We start from the raw sequence: 15,441 nt of genomic DNA on the forward strand, positions 1-15,441 counted from the left end.
TGTTTTAAAATATGACGAATATACAGCAATGTACATAACGCACTCCGGAGTTCATAATGAACCCGGTTTACTTCCCCTACATAACAAATATCAGGAAAATTGCAAAAAATACTTTTATCTTTCAGACATTAAGAATGTTCCAGATTATGACCCTCAGCGTCACAAACAAAAATAAGCTGACAGTCAGGCTGTAAAATGCTTTTCAGAATAACCTGAAATTGCGATGCTATATGCAAATATTCACTCGAAAGCTATGACAATGAAAATTGATGGTGTCTCTTACAGAAGCGTCTGGATCAATGAGGAAGATGGGTGGTCAGTAAACATTTTTGATCAGACTCTTTTTCCTTTTTCACGAAACATCCTGCGACTGACAACACCTGATGATGTTGCGCATGCAATACGCAGCATGCAGGTCAGAGGTGCACCGCTGATTGGCGCAGTCGCCGCTTATGGCCTGGCTCTTGCTTTGCGCAATAACGCATCAGACCATGCTCTGGAAACACAGGCGGCTATGCTCGCGGCCACACGCCCCACCGCCATTAACCTGCGCTGGGCCATTGACCGGCTTCTGACACATCTGCGCCCTCTTCCAGAGCAAGAACGCGTAAAAGCTGCTTATGCAGAAGCCGGAAAAATCTGTGATGAAGATGTAGCCCAGAACGAATCAATCGGGCGCCATGGCCTGGAACTGATACGTGACATTGCCAGCAAACGTAAAAACCAGTCACCGGTTAACATTCTTACCCACTGCAATGCCGGCTGGATAGCAACCGTTGACTGGGGCACAGCTCTTGCCCCCATCTACATGGCGCATGACGAGGGACTGAAGGTGCATGTCTGGGTTGACGAAACCCGCCCGCGTAACCAGGGCGCTGCTCTGACAGCATGGGAACTTGGTGGCCATGGCGTACCGCATACCGTTATTGCCGACAACGCAGGCGGGCACCTGATGCAGCACGGGCAGGTGGATCTTGTTATTGTAGGAACAGATCGTGTTACCCGCACGGGCGATGTTGCCAACAAAATTGGCACATACCTCAAAGCACTGGCCGCCAGAGACAACAATGTACCTTTCTGGGTTGCCCTGCCCTCCACCACCATTGACTGGACCGTTTCTGACGGTGTGAAAGAAATTCCTATCGAAGAGCGCTCAGCCAGTGAGGTGACACATATTGCAGGACGTACAGCCAAAGGTGAAATAACCTCTGTGCAACTGGTCCCGGACGGCAGCAAAGCTGCTAACCCTGCCTTTGATGTCACACCAGCCCGACTGGTTACCGGCCTGATTACCGAACGGGGCTGCTGCCCGGCAACAACGGAAGGGCTACGTGCTCTGTTTCCTGAAAACTAACTAAGGAATGAGACCTCTGCGCGACACTGCAGAGGTCTTTTTTTACAACAGGTAAAGAATCTTCATCCCCCTCTTTTCCCATGGTTCTGAGCAGCCTATGCTCAGCTCAGATGTTCATTTTTCCTGTTTGCAATACAATCTGATATTGCAATGTTGCCCAAATCACTGTGTCTGTCTGGAGACAAGATGTCACGTGCTCTCTCTGCCATAGCCCTGCTGGTACCCCTGTTTCTGACAAATTGTGCCAGTCGGCCAGATCAGGAGCACTCTGCCACAACCGCCGGGGCAGGATCATCTTACAGCTACAACCCTCATGTGCCAGATTTTGCGACGCACAATTTTGAGCCTTTTAACCGCCAGGATGTCGTCGCTATCGCTTTACGCGAATGGCGCATGTTTGGCAGCCCGGTCAATGATGATGACCCGACTACACGCCCTGAACCACAAAATGCCTCACTAAAGCCCGAACGCACCCCCGGCCTGTGGCAACGCGTTGGCGAATACTGGTGGGTGGGTATTGACCCTGACTCAACAGAAACAGCATGGACCGGCAAACACGATGCCAGCGGCCGAATGACAGACTTTGTGCATGATGGCGACTATGCCTGGTCAGCAGCCTTTATCTCCTATGTAATGCGTATTGCCGGGGCAAATAACCGCTTTCCCTACTCGCCTAACCACGCCACCTATATTAATGCCGCAGCTTCGGGGCAGTCACCTGTTTTACGGGCACAGGACCCAGCGCGTTATGCTCCCAAACCTGGTGACCTGGTATGTGTCGCACGAGGCAAAGCAAAATCTCTCATTCGCTACTCCAGCCTGCCAACCTCTTATGGTTTCCCCGCCCATTGTGGTTACGTTGTCGCCACCAACCAGCAGGGGCAGCCTTTTGGCCATCAGCTGAGCACAATCAGTGGCAATATCGACGACAGCGTTGCGCTGACTCATGTACCAACAGATACTGAGGGGCACATAGCCGCACCATCAGGAAAAAGCTATGATGAGCGCTACCCGTGGTGTGTTGTACTGGAAGTGCTGTATGACGCTGAAGCAGAACCGGATGCTGGCAGGTAACACAAACTGACTTTTGCAGTTTTCTGTTGAAGTCACCTGCTCGCGACCCTACCTATGACTTCGTCGGAACTCTATTAAGGTGTAACCAGATGACTGAAAGCGCACATTCCTCTCTGCCGGGCTGGAGCAACCCTTCCTTCTCCATGCCTGGTGCTATTGGTGGCACACCTCTGATCCGCCTGCGCAAAGCATCTGAACTCACCGGCTGTGAAATTTATGGTAAAGCCGAATTTATGAACCCTGGCGGCTCAGTCAAAGATCGTGCCGGACTGGCGATTATAGAAGACGCTGAAGCACGTGGCCTGCTTAAACCCGGGGGGACATTAGTTGAAGGAACGGCCGGGAATACCGGTATTGGCCTGACCCTGGTTGCTAACGCACGCGGTTACCGCAGCATTATTATTATGCCCGAAACGCAAAGTCGCGAAAAAATTGATTTTTTGCGCATGATCGGCGCTGATCTGCGTCTGGTACCAGCTAAACCCTATAAAGATCCGGGGAATTATGTGCATGTCTCACGCCGTCTGGCGGAAGAAGAAGGACATGTGTGGGCCAACCAGTTTGACAACCTGGCAAACCGTGAAGGACATCGTCAGACAACAGCTCCTGAAATCTGGCACCAGCTTAACGGCAATGTTGACGCATTTACATGCGCATGCGGCACCGGGGGTACATTAGCCGGTACAGCTATGGGGCTGCATGACGCAGCAAAACAAGCAGGTCGAAAATTACCTCATATTGTTCTGGCAGATCCGGAAGGCTCTGGTCTTTACGGCTGGGTTAAAAATAATGACCTGTCAGCCAGTGGCTCATCCATCACTGAAGGGATTGGCCAGTCCCGCGTGACCGGCAACCTGGAAGGAGCGCCAATTGATGATGCAGAGCGTATTCCTGACACTGAAGCACTGGACATTATTTATAGTCTGCTGATTGATGAGGGGCTGTCGGTTGGAGGATCGTCAGGCATTAATGTTGCCGCCGCCATTCGTACAGCACGCAAGCTTGGCCCGGGCCATCGTATTGTAACTATTCTGTGTGACAGCGGTGCACGCTACCAGTCAAAACTGTTCAACCCTGAGTTTCTGCACAGTAAAAACCTGCCTGTCGCTCCCTGGCTTAAATCGTAAGTCCTGCTACCACATAATTAAAAAGCCCTTTTTTATAAGGGCTTTTTTAAAATTATATACCAGACTTAGGCTGATGCAGCCTCTTCTGATGCTATGGCCTCTGTTTTATCAAGAAACGACATCAGATCATCATCTGAGCAATCAATCCAGAATTCATTACGATCTGGTGTGGGCCACTGGCAGCCTTTGGTCAGATAAACATTATGATGTTCCATCAGGTAGCCAATGTGGAGCTGCACAGCGTTCCAGAAACCCAGGCACCCGACAACAGTTCCCTTACCTGCAAACAAGGCATTATGCATACCCGAACCGTGCTCACCAATAATAATGGCAGCTTCAGAAAAAACTTTAACCTGCTCTTCTAAAGAAAGCTCCTCAGGACGTATAATTTCATAACCGCGCTGTACTGCACTGGCTTCAAAAGCAGCACGCTGAACAAACTGACGGTTACTGTGTGAAAAATCTCCCCGGGAAACCAGAATTTTACGTGTTTTTTCTGTCGGAGTGAATGGCCGGGTGATGCCATTATAAAACTCTCTGACAAAACTATGAAAAGAAAATTCCCTCGTATAGCAATATGATGGCAGAATAGCCTTTTTACACAGTACAATATCTGTGTCAGGGTTATAGGTAATAATATTCTCTCGTTTAACACCACACGTCACAATAAGGGTGTGATAAATCCACTCAGGTGTATAAGAAGGCAGGAGAATTTTAAGATCTGAAAAACGTTCCCCCAACGCGCTTTTAATCACACCATAACGAGGCAGATAATCAACAAGCCAGTGCCCCCAGACATTAAAAGCAACACCATCTCCTGCGATCACATCCGCCTCAATAATAATTTTATTTTTTGGCGAACCCGAAAAATAACTCTGGTGCTCTGGTATACTTCTCTGCGTATCAAGGCCGGTCGCACAATTAAAACCAAAATGAGTGCTTACTATTGTGCCCCCAGGCTGCGTAACTATCAGATCATCTATCTCATAGAATCCTACAGGTTTCAGAAGAGATGATGGTTTTTTCCAGTGATAATCATGAACCCATCCACGACTATCCGTCAGCTCCCACACCTTAAAAGGCCCCTGCACACGCTCGCCGGGTCTTACCTCACGAAACTCTGAAATGCCACAGGTAACAGTTTTTTTGCCAGAAGAGAGGTCGAAGAACTTCATGATATAAACCTCACTATAATGAAACCGCTTACCATAAAGGAAATTTATAAATTACTTTATCAAATGCTGCTTCATCATAAATTTTCAACGTCCCTTTAATGTTAAAACCCTGTATTTTACGCCAGATACGACGATTAACAGCCCGATTAAAAACCCCGGATCCTGTTTTGTAAGCTGTAAACATTACAGGGTGTAAATAGCAGTTTCTGTAAAAAGAAAGGAGGCAATCCTCTCCGATCATACTTCCGGGCATTGTACCATAACAATCAGTATGAATAACATTATTACCAGTTACAAAGAAAACATCAGAAGCATCCTGAGATGTCATAAAATCTGCTGCAGCTTCATCTCTGATGCGATGATCTGCATTCATCCACCAGCCACCATACAGCTGCGTTACATGCACTCGCAGTATATCCGCGGCTTCAGCAGAATTGCGGGCATTAAGAAAGATCGAGCGGGCTTCAACACCATAGTTTGAATATAACCACTCAGTAGCTTCTTCTTTATCAAAAATACGAAGATTAAACTGCTTCATATTTTTATGAATTGCGAAATTATCAAGAACTTCAGGAGGTGGGCTTTTATCCCAGTACATGAAAAGGTTATTAGGAATTTTTTCTTTTCTCTCTGCCTCCGGAGTAGGGTCGAGCAGCTGCGGTGCAGACTTCAGAACAATCTCGAAATAAAGTCTGTCAATCTCTTCACCGGTATGAAACTCTTCATAAGCATTTTTCATATGCTTCAGAGCTTCCTCGCCCTTATTCTCTCTCCATGCGAGGGCAATACCTTCAATATAATTTGCATACGGAATATTATACCCTCGCAGCAGATCAATTTCATGCCTGGGAGGCTCTACCCCCGCTTTAAGCAAACAAAGAAGCCGTTTTTGTAAAAAAGTCTGAGCAAGCGGATATTTATTTGGTTCTTTTGAGTGAAGTCTGAAACCAAGGCCATAGATAACAGCAGCTTCTCTGACACTCTTGTTTGCATGCAGTATATTGGCAATATTGAAAGCATCTTCTATGCTATTAATACCATTTTTCTGAAAATATTCTTTTGCATTTATGTCGACACTGATTGACTTAATATCAAATTCCGTTACGGATTTATCATCCGAAGAAACAGGAATTTCTTCCTCTAAAGGAACATTGGTAATTTCCTCTGAAGGCGGAGTATTGATACTTTCATTTATCGGCGTATTATTTTTATTTCTGCTTCTGTTTCTGTAATTTCTAAAAGTATGAATACTTGCAGAAGTCTCAATAATTTCTGACATTACACAACCCTTAAATATGCAGGAATAAATTTTTCTTGCCATACCTGAAAATAGTTTACAACTCATTTCCCAGGTGGGTTGAGATATGTTTCAAACTCGAAATGTAAGCGCCTGAACAACAAAGCCTTAATGGCCAGGATAATATGCAAAACAAGACGTTTTTTACGAAAACCAGCCGTTAAAAAAAACGAATACACGATACCCCTGATACCCGATAGCAAGGGAGCAGAACGTATGTAAAAAACCTAAGGAAACAAAAAATCATCGATAAATCGTCAAAAAATAAACTTTACGCCTCCTTCTTAAACCCAAAGTATAATATTCTGCCTCACTCAAATAAAACTACAAACAAAATTACAATTCTTAGCTTCCTTACCCTTTTTATAAAATTTATGAAATATAAAACGGCAATTTACCCACAAAAAAGCCCGCATTTCTGCGGGCTTTAAGGCACTTTCATGCCGGGCAATACCACCTATACCAGACGTGATATCATTCCCACTCAATCGTTCCTGGTGGTTTAGACGTAATGTCATAAGTAACACGGTTAATACCACGTACTTCATTTACAATGCGACTTGCCACACGGTTAAGAAAACCCATATCAAACGGGTAAACTTCAGCCGTCATACCATCCGTGCTGGTTACAGCGCGCAGAGCACAGGCCTGATCATATGTACGGCCATCTCCCATCACACCCACCGTCCGCACCGGCAGCAGAACAGCAAAAGCCTGCCAGATCGCATCATACAGGCCTGCCGCACGGATTTCCTCAAGGAATACCGTGTCAACACGACGCAGCAAATCAAGTTTTTCGCGGGTAATAGCACCAGGAATACGTATGGAAAGACCAGGGCCTGGGAACGGATGACGCCCGACAATCACCTCAGGAATATTCAGCTCACGACCAAGCGCACGCACTTCATCTTTAAAAAGCTCACGCAACGGCTCTACGAGCTTCATGTTCATGCGCTCGGGCAGGCCGCCAACATTGTGGTGAGACTTAATTGTAACTGAAGGACCACCTGTGAAACTAACACTCTCAATCACATCAGGATAAAGCGTGCCCTGCGCCAGGAACTGCGCACCACCAAGACGAGAGGCTTCCTCTTCAAACACTTCAACGAACAGGCGACCAATCGTCTTACGCTTCACTTCAGGGTCAGTAACTCCGTCAAGAGCTTTCAGGAAGATATCAGACGCATCACGGTGCACAAGATTAATGTTGAAGCGACCACGGAAGGTTTCCATAACCTCCTCAGCTTCACCGGCACGCAGCATACCATGATCAACGAAAATACAGGTCAGCTGGTCACCAATAGCCTGCTGGATTAAAACAGCTGCAACGGATGAATCAACACCACCTGACAGGCCACAAATCACCTTACCTGTACCAACCTGCTCACGGATGCGGGCAATTTCCATCTCGCGGAAACCAGCCATCGTCCATGTGCCAGAGCAACCAGCAACATTATGAGTAAAGTTACGCAGCAGCGCTGCACCATGCAGAGTATGCACAACTTCAGGGTGAAACTGCACGCCGTAAAGATGACGACCTTCATCGGCAATCACGGCAAACGGTGCGCCTTCACTGGTTGCCACAGTACGAAAACCAGGAGGAAGACTGGTGACACGATCACCATGGCTCATCCATACCTGTTCGCGACCACCACGGGCCCATGCCCCACGAAACAAAGAACAATCTTCAACAATATCAACAAAAGCCCGGCCAAACTCTCTGTGGTCAGAGCTTTCGACCTTACCACCAAGCTGCAGACACATAGCCTGCTGGCCATAGCAGATACCCAGAACAGGGATCGCCATTTCAAAAACAACATCGGGTACACGTGGAGCATCTGCCTGGATCGCACTGGCAGGACCACCGGAAAGAATAATTCCACGCGGTGCAAAAGCAACGATACGGGCAGGATCAACGGTAAAAGGCCAGATTTCACAATAAACACCACTCTCACGCACACGTCGTGCAATGAGCTGAGTCACCTGACTTCCAAAATCAAGGATCAGGATCCGGTCCTGGTGCAAAGTTTCATCCAGCCTGGCGGAAGTGGCTGACGTGGTGTCATCAACGGACATGGACTACTCGTCTTTCTGGTCGGGGCCTGAACGGCATAACAGATCAAAAAAACCGCATTACGTAATGTAACACAGCACTCTGTGCCGATATAAAGCGACAACAGCACGACGTCACCCAATATCTCGCAACAACCAAACAATCCTGCCACCTGTGGCGATGTTACCTTGAAGACAGATTGTAAAAACATCACATCTGACAGAGCACTTAAGCAAATCATAACGGGACAGACCTTCAGATATGCCTTTTTTTCGTGTTTCAAAAAAAGCCTCATCCTGGCGAATCTTTACCATGGCTGGCCTGATGCTCAGCTCAGCCTGGGCACACACGGCTGCTGCGGCCTCTCTGGCCGCTAACGACCCGTATGGTGACTGGGTAGGGACACTTGTTGCCGAAAAAGGGCATAACTGCCCGACATATGCTCAGTCTCTTATGCAGATTGAGCCACATCGTATGGTTTTCGTGCCAGCCACCGGCTCTTTAATTTTACGCGGGGTCCCTAATAAAGCCACACAACATTATCATGCGCAGTTATTGCTGGAAGACGCAGCCCACAAACCCCTCCCGATAGTTTTTGAAGCACACCCTTCAGGAACAACATTTGAGGGGGTTTACGGCACCCCCGAATGCAGAGCTCATATCACTCTGACCAGGCCTGAACATAATGCCTGGAAAAATTTTCTCGATATTAATTAAAAAAACAAAAAAAGGGGGTTGCCACACCCCCGTTCTTATAATAGAACCCACCTCACGGCGCACCCGTAGCTCAACTGGATAGAGCACCAGACTACGAATCTGGGGGTTAGAGGTTCGAGTCCTTTCGGGTGCGCCAATAAAAAATCCCAAAAATGAAAAATAATTTCTAATGTATGAGAGCTTTTGTAAGTAATCTTATTGTCGCCTTACATTTTATTTAGTATTCGGTCACGACTTGCAAAATGACTGGATAAAAAATGCGTTTCCTTACATTAGCTGCTGCTTTTTGTATTGCTGCTCCGGGCCTTGCCCAGGCACAAAGCACCCCTGCTCCTCTGTCAGCCTACGCGTCTGAATTTATTAAAAAGCCCGTATTTTCTAAGTCCTATCAAAAAATGCTCACTCTTCCCTCATGGGTGAGAACCGGCCAGGGCACATCAGAAATTGTTAAGCCATTAACAATCGAGGGCAAAGCCTATCTCGTGACAAACATTTGTGAGCCACATAACTGCCACGACCACCAGCTCAATCTCATTTTCACAAAAGACGGTAAACAGGCCTGGGGCCTGCTCTCAACCTTTCGTGGCAGCAAACTTTATCAGCTGCCACTTGGGGAGCCAGACGACGCTATTATGAATGCGCTGACAAAAAACTTTCAGGACAATAACCCAGGCAGCCCGACATAATAAAACCTGCCCACGTCAGGCGCTGCACTAAACGCGCCTGACCCTGCATAGCGCTACAGCTCAGCCCATTGCCGGATAAGATTATGGTAAGTTGCTGTCAGCCCCAGTACTGCCGGGTGATCATCCGGCAGTGTCTTACGCGCCTCTATAATCGACATATCAAAATTATAAAGCAGCGTTCTCTGCCCATCATCTTTTACAGCTGACTGTGTCCAGAAAAAAGAGGCCCAGCGACTACCTCGTGTAACGGGATTTACAGAATGCAGACTGGATGAGGGATAAACAACCATATGCCCAGCAGGCAGCCTGATGCTTTGCGTGCCATAGGTGTCCTGAATTACCAGCTCTCCGCCATCATATTCATCACAGTCACTCAGAAAAAGCGTGCTGGACACATCTGTACGAATACGAAAACCTGTGCCTGGTAAAGCACGGATTGAATTATCAACATGCGCATGAAAACGCATACCTTCATCATAACGATTAAAAAGAGGCGGATAAACCCGCAACGGCAACGCGGCACTGGCAAAAGTCTGGTTACGCCCAAGTGCTTTTAAAACCAGCTCACTCAGCTCACGGCTTTGCGGCGACTGCTCTGGCACCTGTAAGTTAAACTTTGCTTTTGCTGACTGCTCACCGGCGGTAACTTTACCATCAACCCATTCCGTTGCCTCCAGCACTTCACGGCAATAAGCAACCTCATCAGGCGTCAGAACTTCAGCTATACAAACAAGCACCCTGTTTCCCTCTTATAACAGCCGGGCACATGCCCTGATTTAAGCGCTATTTTAAGGCAATTAGTCAGAAAAGCAAATGCGTCTTGTTCTCAGTTGGGTGCGGCAGGTTTTCTGTCAGCTCAGACGCGTGCCATCGGGCACCCGACGTTCAGGGGCAGACAGAACAACACCATCTTCCGTCTCAAACCCTGATAATAAAAACTGTGAACGAAACGGGCCTATCTGCTTTTCTTCAAAGTTAAGAATACCGATAACCTGTCGTCCTATCAGTTCATCGACTGTATAAAGTCTGGTGATCTGTGCACTGGTTTTACGCTCACCATAAGAACCAAAATTAACCCATACTTTAAAGGCGGGTTTACGCGCTTCAGGAAAAGCCTCAACGCGGGTGATAGTACCTGCAACAATCAGAATTTTCTGAAAATCACTCCATGGCACCGTCTGCATAAGGCCTCTCCTGCCCTGCGGTCCTGCCTCACTCAGCCCCGGAAATCACATCGTAACCTGCGCTACCTGCTGCCGGCCCGCTAAGTGGTACATTGCTGATAGCAACAGCCTCTTTACGATCGGCAGCCGGGCCAATTTCACGCGCATTAATCGCCGTACCAAGCACACCATTATTCCCTGTACCCACAGCATAAACAGACTGACCCGGCTTAAGCCAGGCTGCCAGACGTGCAGCTTCACGAGGAATAAGATGAATCAGTGTATGGTCTTTTAAAATAACACCTGAGACCTGCCCGCCAAGATTGTACAAAGGCATCGCAATTTCACCATGCACAACAATATCAGGGCCAATAATCATTTCAGGTGAATGCTGTGGCACAGCCATCAGCGAATCCTGCACGCTACGACCACGCGGACTGGTGATTGCAAAAGCCCGAATAACAGGAAGAGTATAAGCTTTAACACCGCGCAGTGAAATGTGGTCACCAACCTTAATCAGGCCAGACAGTGTATGCCCGATCTCGGGAGAAACCAGCACCTCCGTGTCCCCGTTCAGCAACAGGCCCAGCACCCCGCCATCAGGGGCAGGCAAAAACTGGGTTACTGTGCCACTAAAGGCAGACATGGAAGAGAGGTCATACACACCAGCAGCCTGTTTCTCAGTGACCGTCTGATGTGATGCAAAAGTTGCCTTAACAGTCTGTTTTACAGGCGGTGCAGCAAATGCCGGAGATACCAACAGAAACAAAGCAGAAACAGAAAGAAAAACGCGCATGGCTTTACCAGTAAACTGACTTTTTCCTGCCTCAGAGAGGCCCGCAACAGGCAAAAGTTTATGAAAAACTTTTGCCATTCTTTGCGAAAAAAATCAGTCCGGCAAGAGCCGGATAAGCATGTTAGTGACGGAAATGACGCATACCTGTCAGAACCATGGCGATACCCGCAGCATCAGCTGCCGCGATGACTTCATCATCACGAATTGAACCACCTGGCTGAATGACCGCAGTCGCACCCGCTGCAACAATAGCTTCGAGACCATCAGCAAACGGGAAAAATGCGTCAGAAGCCGCAACTGAACCCTGTGTCAGAGGGGTGTCCTGCCCTGCGTTTCTTGCAGCCTGCGCACTTTTGCTGGCTGCGATCTGGGCTGAATCAACACGGCTCATCTGCCCTGCCCCAACACCAACTGTTGCTTTATCTTTAGCATAAACAATCGCGTTGGATTTAACATGCTTAGCCACCTGGAATGCGAAGATCAGATCTTCCATCTCCTGCGGTGACGGCGCACGTTTTGTCACAACTTTTAACGTCTCAGGGGTAATACGCCCACAATCACGAGTCTGCGCAAGGAAACCACCAGCAACCGAACGCACAACCACCCCGGCTTCAGCCGGGTCAGGCAGACCGCCGGTAAGCAGCAGACGCAAATTCTTCTTACGGGCAAGAACAGCTTTAGCTTCTTCTTCCGCATCAGGGGCGACAATCACTTCGGTAAAGATACCAGCAATCTCTTCCGCTGTAGCGGCATCAAGTGTGCGGTTAAGTGCCACAATACCACCAAAAGCAGATACAGAATCGCACCGCAGAGCATTTTTCCATGCCTGTGTCAGCGAGGAAGCAACCGCAACACCGCAGGGGTTTGCATGCTTAACAATAACGACTGCTGGTTTATCAAACTCAGCGACAGCCTCAAAGGCGGCATCCGTGTCGTTAATATTGTTATAAGAAAGGGCTTTACCCTGCACCTGCACCGCTGTTGCGACACCCGGACGCGCACTGCCATTTTTATAAAAAGCAGCCTGCTGATGCGGGTTTTCACCATAACGCAGAACTTCAGCACGCTGACCAGAAACGGTAAACGAATCTGGTAAAAAATCTCCGGTCTGAGCAGCAAACCAGGCAGCAATAGCGGCATCATAAGCAGCTGTACGAGCATATGCAGCACCTGCATAAGCAAAGCGTTGTGCCTGCGTGGTACCACCTTTGTTCAGCATATCGATAAAGCCATCATACTGACGGGTATCTGTCAAAACCACGACATGATCATGGTTTTTAGCCGCTGCACGAATAAGAGCCGGGCCGCCAATATCAATATTCTCAATGCAGTCTTCTGCACCTGCACCGGATGCTACCGTTTTTTCAAAAGGGTATAAATTGACAATAACCAGGTCGATCGGACCGATACCATGCTCGTGCATCTGCGCAACGTGAGCAGGCAAATCTCTGCGCCCGAGAATACCACCATGAATTTTGGGCACCAGGGTTTTAACGCGCCCGTCAAGGATCTCAGGGAAACCAGTGTAATCTGATACTTCCGTTACGGGCAGACCGGCATCACGCAGAGCTTTGGCAGAACCACCTGTAGAGAGAATTTCTACGTTATGGACAGCCAGAGCACGACCAAGATCCAGGAGCCCTGTTTTATCAGAAACGGAGACAAGAGCACGACGTACAGGCAACGAAGAGAGGCTCATGAGCGAGAAAACCTTTCGCACGGATAAAAAGCTTGTAAAAAATGGCTCCTTACCCGAGCTGTTTTCACAGAGCAACCGCCCTGAAAACGGCTAAACCACTCAGCGGCGGGTAAAGGTCCAGTAAAGAGGCTGACGACCCGCAGCAATAGCCTTCGCCTCATAGCGTGTCGGGAACCAGTTTTCCGGCCGTTCCTGCGCAGGCGGGGCTGTTATAAAAAACGTCTGTTCAGCCATCACGTCCTCAACCCACTGCTGATAGGTCGGGTCATCACTCGCGACGCGCCACACCGCACCGGGCTTAAGCGCACGCGCAACAAGAGCGATATTATGAGGATGAACAAAACGCCGCTTCGCATGGCGGGCTTTTGGCCATGGGTCGGGGAACATCAGAAACATGCGGTCAAGACTTGCTTCAGGCAAAGCCTTCAGCAGTACCCTTGCATCATCATCCCACAATTTCAGCATATCAGGAACAGATGATGTTTCTTCCTGCCCTGAAGGAACGACCCGGCTCAGCAAAGAGCAAAGACCATTCTCAAACACTTCTGAAGCAATATAGCCAACATCAGGATGTGCGTCGTGCTGGGCGAGAGAATGCTCGCCCCCGCCAAACCCGACTTCCAGCCATATCTGATCAGGTATTTTACCGAAAACAGAAGCCGGGTCAGAGGCCTTCTCTACAGGAAAGCGCAGCCGGGGCAACGCAGCCTGCAGCAAACGCTCCTGACGAGGGCGCAACGTATGCCCGCGGGGGCGCCCGTAAAGGCGCTCCGGCGGAGGTTTGACGTCTGATACGCGAACGCCGCCTTCTGTCATCAGAGATGCGTCCTGCTACTCAGCGTTTCAGTGCACTACGCAGAGAATCGACCAGATCAGCCTGTTCCCATGTGAAGTTGTCACGTGCTGCATCTGGCTTACGACCAAAGTGACCATAAGCTGCTGTTTCAGCGTAAATCGGACGGTTTAGACGCAGGTGCTTACGAATACCACGCGGTGTCAGATCCATTACCTCACGCAGGATGGTACCCAGACGGGCTTCATCAACATCTTTGCCGGTGCCATCAAGGTCAACATACAGAGACAGCGGGTGAGAAACACCGATAGCATAAGACAGCTGAATGGTGCAGCGATCGGCAAGGCCTGCAGCCACAACATTCTTTGCAAGGTAGCGACAGGCATAAGCTGCTGAGCGGTCAACCTTCGTCGGGTCTTTACCTGAGAATGCACCGCCACCGTGTGGAGCTGCACCACCGTAAGTATCAACAATGATTTTACGACCAGTCAGACCACAGTCACCGTCAGGCCCGCCGATAACAAAAATACCGGTTGGGTTAACGTAAAATTCTTTTTCTTCGGGCATCCAGCCTTCTGGCAGAACGTCACGAACGATACCACCCAGACGCGCCCGCAGCTCTTCCTGGTTTACGCCAGCATCATGCTGGGTAGAGATAACAACAGAAGTTGCTTTAACCGGACGGCCATTCGAGTAGTGAAGTGTCACCTGGCTTTTTGCATCTGGCTGAAGACCAGCAGCACGCGGGTCACCTGCGCGACGCAGATCACGGATTTCGTGCAGGATGCGGTGCGCATAATACAGTGGCGCAGGCATAAGCGTATCTGTTTCGTTTGACGCATAGCCAAACATAATGCCCTGGTCGCCAGCGCCTTCGTCTTTATCGCCGGCACTGTCAACGCCAACTGCAATATCAGCTGACTGAGCATGCAGATAGTTTGCGGCCTCAGCGTTGCGCCATGAGAAGCCTTCCTGGTCGTAACCAATATCTTTAACAGCCTGACGTGCTGCCTCGATCAGTCCTTCAGATGTTACTGAAGCCGGGCCACGCACCTCGCCAGCGAGGACGATACGGTTCGTCGTCACCAGAGTTTCACAGGCCACGCGGGATTCTGGATCTGCAGCAAGATAGGCATCGAGAACAGTATCACTGATACGGTCTGCAACCTTATCGGGATGACCTTCAGATACTGACTCTGAAGTAAAAAGAAAATCGCCGTCTTTACGCATAATTGAGCCGTCCGCCTCACGCACTGTGAATTAGGAATTGTGAGTGTCGCCTGTTTGTCAGGGCGCCGCATTCGTGTGGCTTAATAGTGCTCAATGGTCAAGTATCGTAGCACAGGGCTGCCATGGGCTGAATGCCGGCACACCACACAAATTACAACCTAACACTATGATTTTATTTAATTATATTATAATAATCACACATAATACAAAAAGCGACAGGAACTGTTTTTTTTATTTTTACCTGCGCATGGAAAAGGAATTTTTTGATAAATAACCT

At 48.6% G+C, this 15,441-nt stretch carries 14 protein-coding genes and 1 tRNA gene; 6 read left to right on the forward strand and 9 right to left on the reverse strand.

What is annotated here, in order from left to right; all coding sequences use genetic code 11:
- Window positions 1-259: 259 nt before the first annotated feature.
- The 3 genes from mtnA to HK25_RS00095 all read left to right on the forward strand — a co-directional run bounded on the left by mtnA (window position 260) and on the right by HK25_RS00095 (window position 3,555).
- Window positions 260-1,354: an S-methyl-5-thioribose-1-phosphate isomerase gene (gene mtnA, locus HK25_RS00085; RefSeq protein ID WP_086634912.1), complete on the forward strand. Its 1,095-nt coding sequence runs from the start codon at window positions 260-262 to the stop codon at window positions 1,352-1,354.
- Between the two features lie 186 nt (window positions 1,355-1,540).
- Window positions 1,541-2,428 carry a DUF2272 domain-containing protein gene (locus HK25_RS00090; RefSeq protein WP_086634893.1) on the forward strand — a complete coding sequence of 296 codons (888 nt, stop codon included), beginning with the start codon at window positions 1,541-1,543 and terminating at the stop codon, window positions 2,426-2,428.
- 89 nt (window positions 2,429-2,517) lie between these two features.
- Entirely contained in the window at window positions 2,518-3,555 is a 1,038-nt protein-coding gene (locus HK25_RS00095) for a cysteine synthase A (RefSeq protein ID WP_086555272.1), read from the forward strand.
- 65 nt (window positions 3,556-3,620) lie between these two features.
- Here the strand turns inward: HK25_RS00095 and HK25_RS00100 are convergent, their stop codons facing one another.
- From HK25_RS00100 to guaA, 3 genes are all read right to left on the reverse strand, one after another.
- A complete protein-coding gene (locus HK25_RS00100) occupies window positions 3,621-4,730 on the reverse strand; it encodes a DUF563 domain-containing protein (RefSeq protein WP_086634894.1) in 1,110 nt (369 codons plus the stop codon).
- 28 nt (window positions 4,731-4,758) lie between these two features.
- On the reverse strand, window positions 4,759-6,009 hold the full coding sequence (locus HK25_RS00105; protein WP_086634895.1) for a hypothetical protein: 1,251 nt from the start codon (window positions 6,007-6,009) through the stop codon (window positions 4,759-4,761).
- 492 nt (window positions 6,010-6,501) lie between these two features.
- Window positions 6,502-8,103, reverse strand: a complete 1,602-nt coding sequence (gene guaA / locus HK25_RS00110) for a glutamine-hydrolyzing GMP synthase (RefSeq protein ID WP_086555456.1) — start codon at window positions 8,101-8,103, stop codon at window positions 6,502-6,504.
- Window positions 8,104-8,341: 238 nt separating this feature from the next.
- On the opposite strand from guaA, the gene HK25_RS00115 reads away from it, so the two are divergent.
- The 3 genes from HK25_RS00115 to HK25_RS00125 all read left to right on the forward strand — a co-directional run bounded on the left by HK25_RS00115 (window position 8,342) and on the right by HK25_RS00125 (window position 9,483).
- Complete coding sequence (locus tag HK25_RS00115) at window positions 8,342-8,797, forward strand: hypothetical protein (RefSeq protein ID WP_233127520.1); 456 nt, start codon at window positions 8,342-8,344, stop codon at window positions 8,795-8,797.
- A gap of 59 nt (window positions 8,798-8,856) precedes the next feature.
- Window positions 8,857-8,933, forward strand: a tRNA-Arg gene (locus tag HK25_RS00120).
- 121 nt (window positions 8,934-9,054) lie between these two features.
- Window positions 9,055-9,483, forward strand: a complete 429-nt coding sequence (locus HK25_RS00125; RefSeq protein ID WP_086634896.1) for an Ivy family c-type lysozyme inhibitor — start codon at window positions 9,055-9,057, stop codon at window positions 9,481-9,483.
- Window positions 9,484-9,536: 53 nt separating this feature from the next.
- Here the strand turns inward: HK25_RS00125 and HK25_RS00130 are convergent, their stop codons facing one another.
- The 6 genes from HK25_RS00130 to metK form a co-directional block, all read right to left on the reverse strand.
- The gene (locus HK25_RS00130; protein ID WP_086555458.1) at window positions 9,537-10,220 is read right to left on the reverse strand and encodes a Fe2+-dependent dioxygenase; all 684 of its coding nucleotides are present in this window, start codon (window positions 10,218-10,220) and stop codon (window positions 9,537-9,539) included.
- A 114-nt stretch (window positions 10,221-10,334) separates the two neighbouring features.
- Window positions 10,335-10,667 (reverse strand): tRNA-binding protein, encoded by a 333-nt coding sequence (locus tag HK25_RS00135; protein WP_086634897.1) that lies wholly within the window; start codon window positions 10,665-10,667, stop codon window positions 10,335-10,337.
- A 28-nt stretch (window positions 10,668-10,695) separates the two neighbouring features.
- A complete protein-coding gene (locus HK25_RS00140) occupies window positions 10,696-11,520 on the reverse strand; it encodes a hypothetical protein (RefSeq protein ID WP_233127521.1) in 825 nt (274 codons plus the stop codon).
- Between the two features lie 43 nt (window positions 11,521-11,563).
- Window positions 11,564-13,141 (reverse strand): bifunctional phosphoribosylaminoimidazolecarboxamide formyltransferase/IMP cyclohydrolase, encoded by a 1,578-nt coding sequence (gene purH / locus HK25_RS00145; RefSeq protein WP_086634898.1) that lies wholly within the window; start codon window positions 13,139-13,141, stop codon window positions 11,564-11,566.
- A gap of 99 nt (window positions 13,142-13,240) precedes the next feature.
- Window positions 13,241-13,957 (reverse strand): tRNA (guanosine(46)-N(7))-methyltransferase TrmB, encoded by a 717-nt coding sequence (locus HK25_RS00150; RefSeq protein WP_086634899.1) that lies wholly within the window; start codon window positions 13,955-13,957, stop codon window positions 13,241-13,243.
- A 19-nt stretch (window positions 13,958-13,976) separates the two neighbouring features.
- The gene (gene metK, locus HK25_RS00155; protein WP_086555481.1) at window positions 13,977-15,164 is read right to left on the reverse strand and encodes a methionine adenosyltransferase; all 1,188 of its coding nucleotides are present in this window, start codon (window positions 15,162-15,164) and stop codon (window positions 13,977-13,979) included.
- Between the last annotated feature and the right edge of the window lie 277 nt (window positions 15,165-15,441).

Source organism: Acetobacter sp. DsW_059, from assembly GCF_002153695.1.
GTDB lineage: Bacteria > Pseudomonadota > Alphaproteobacteria > Acetobacterales > Acetobacteraceae > Acetobacter > Acetobacter thailandicus.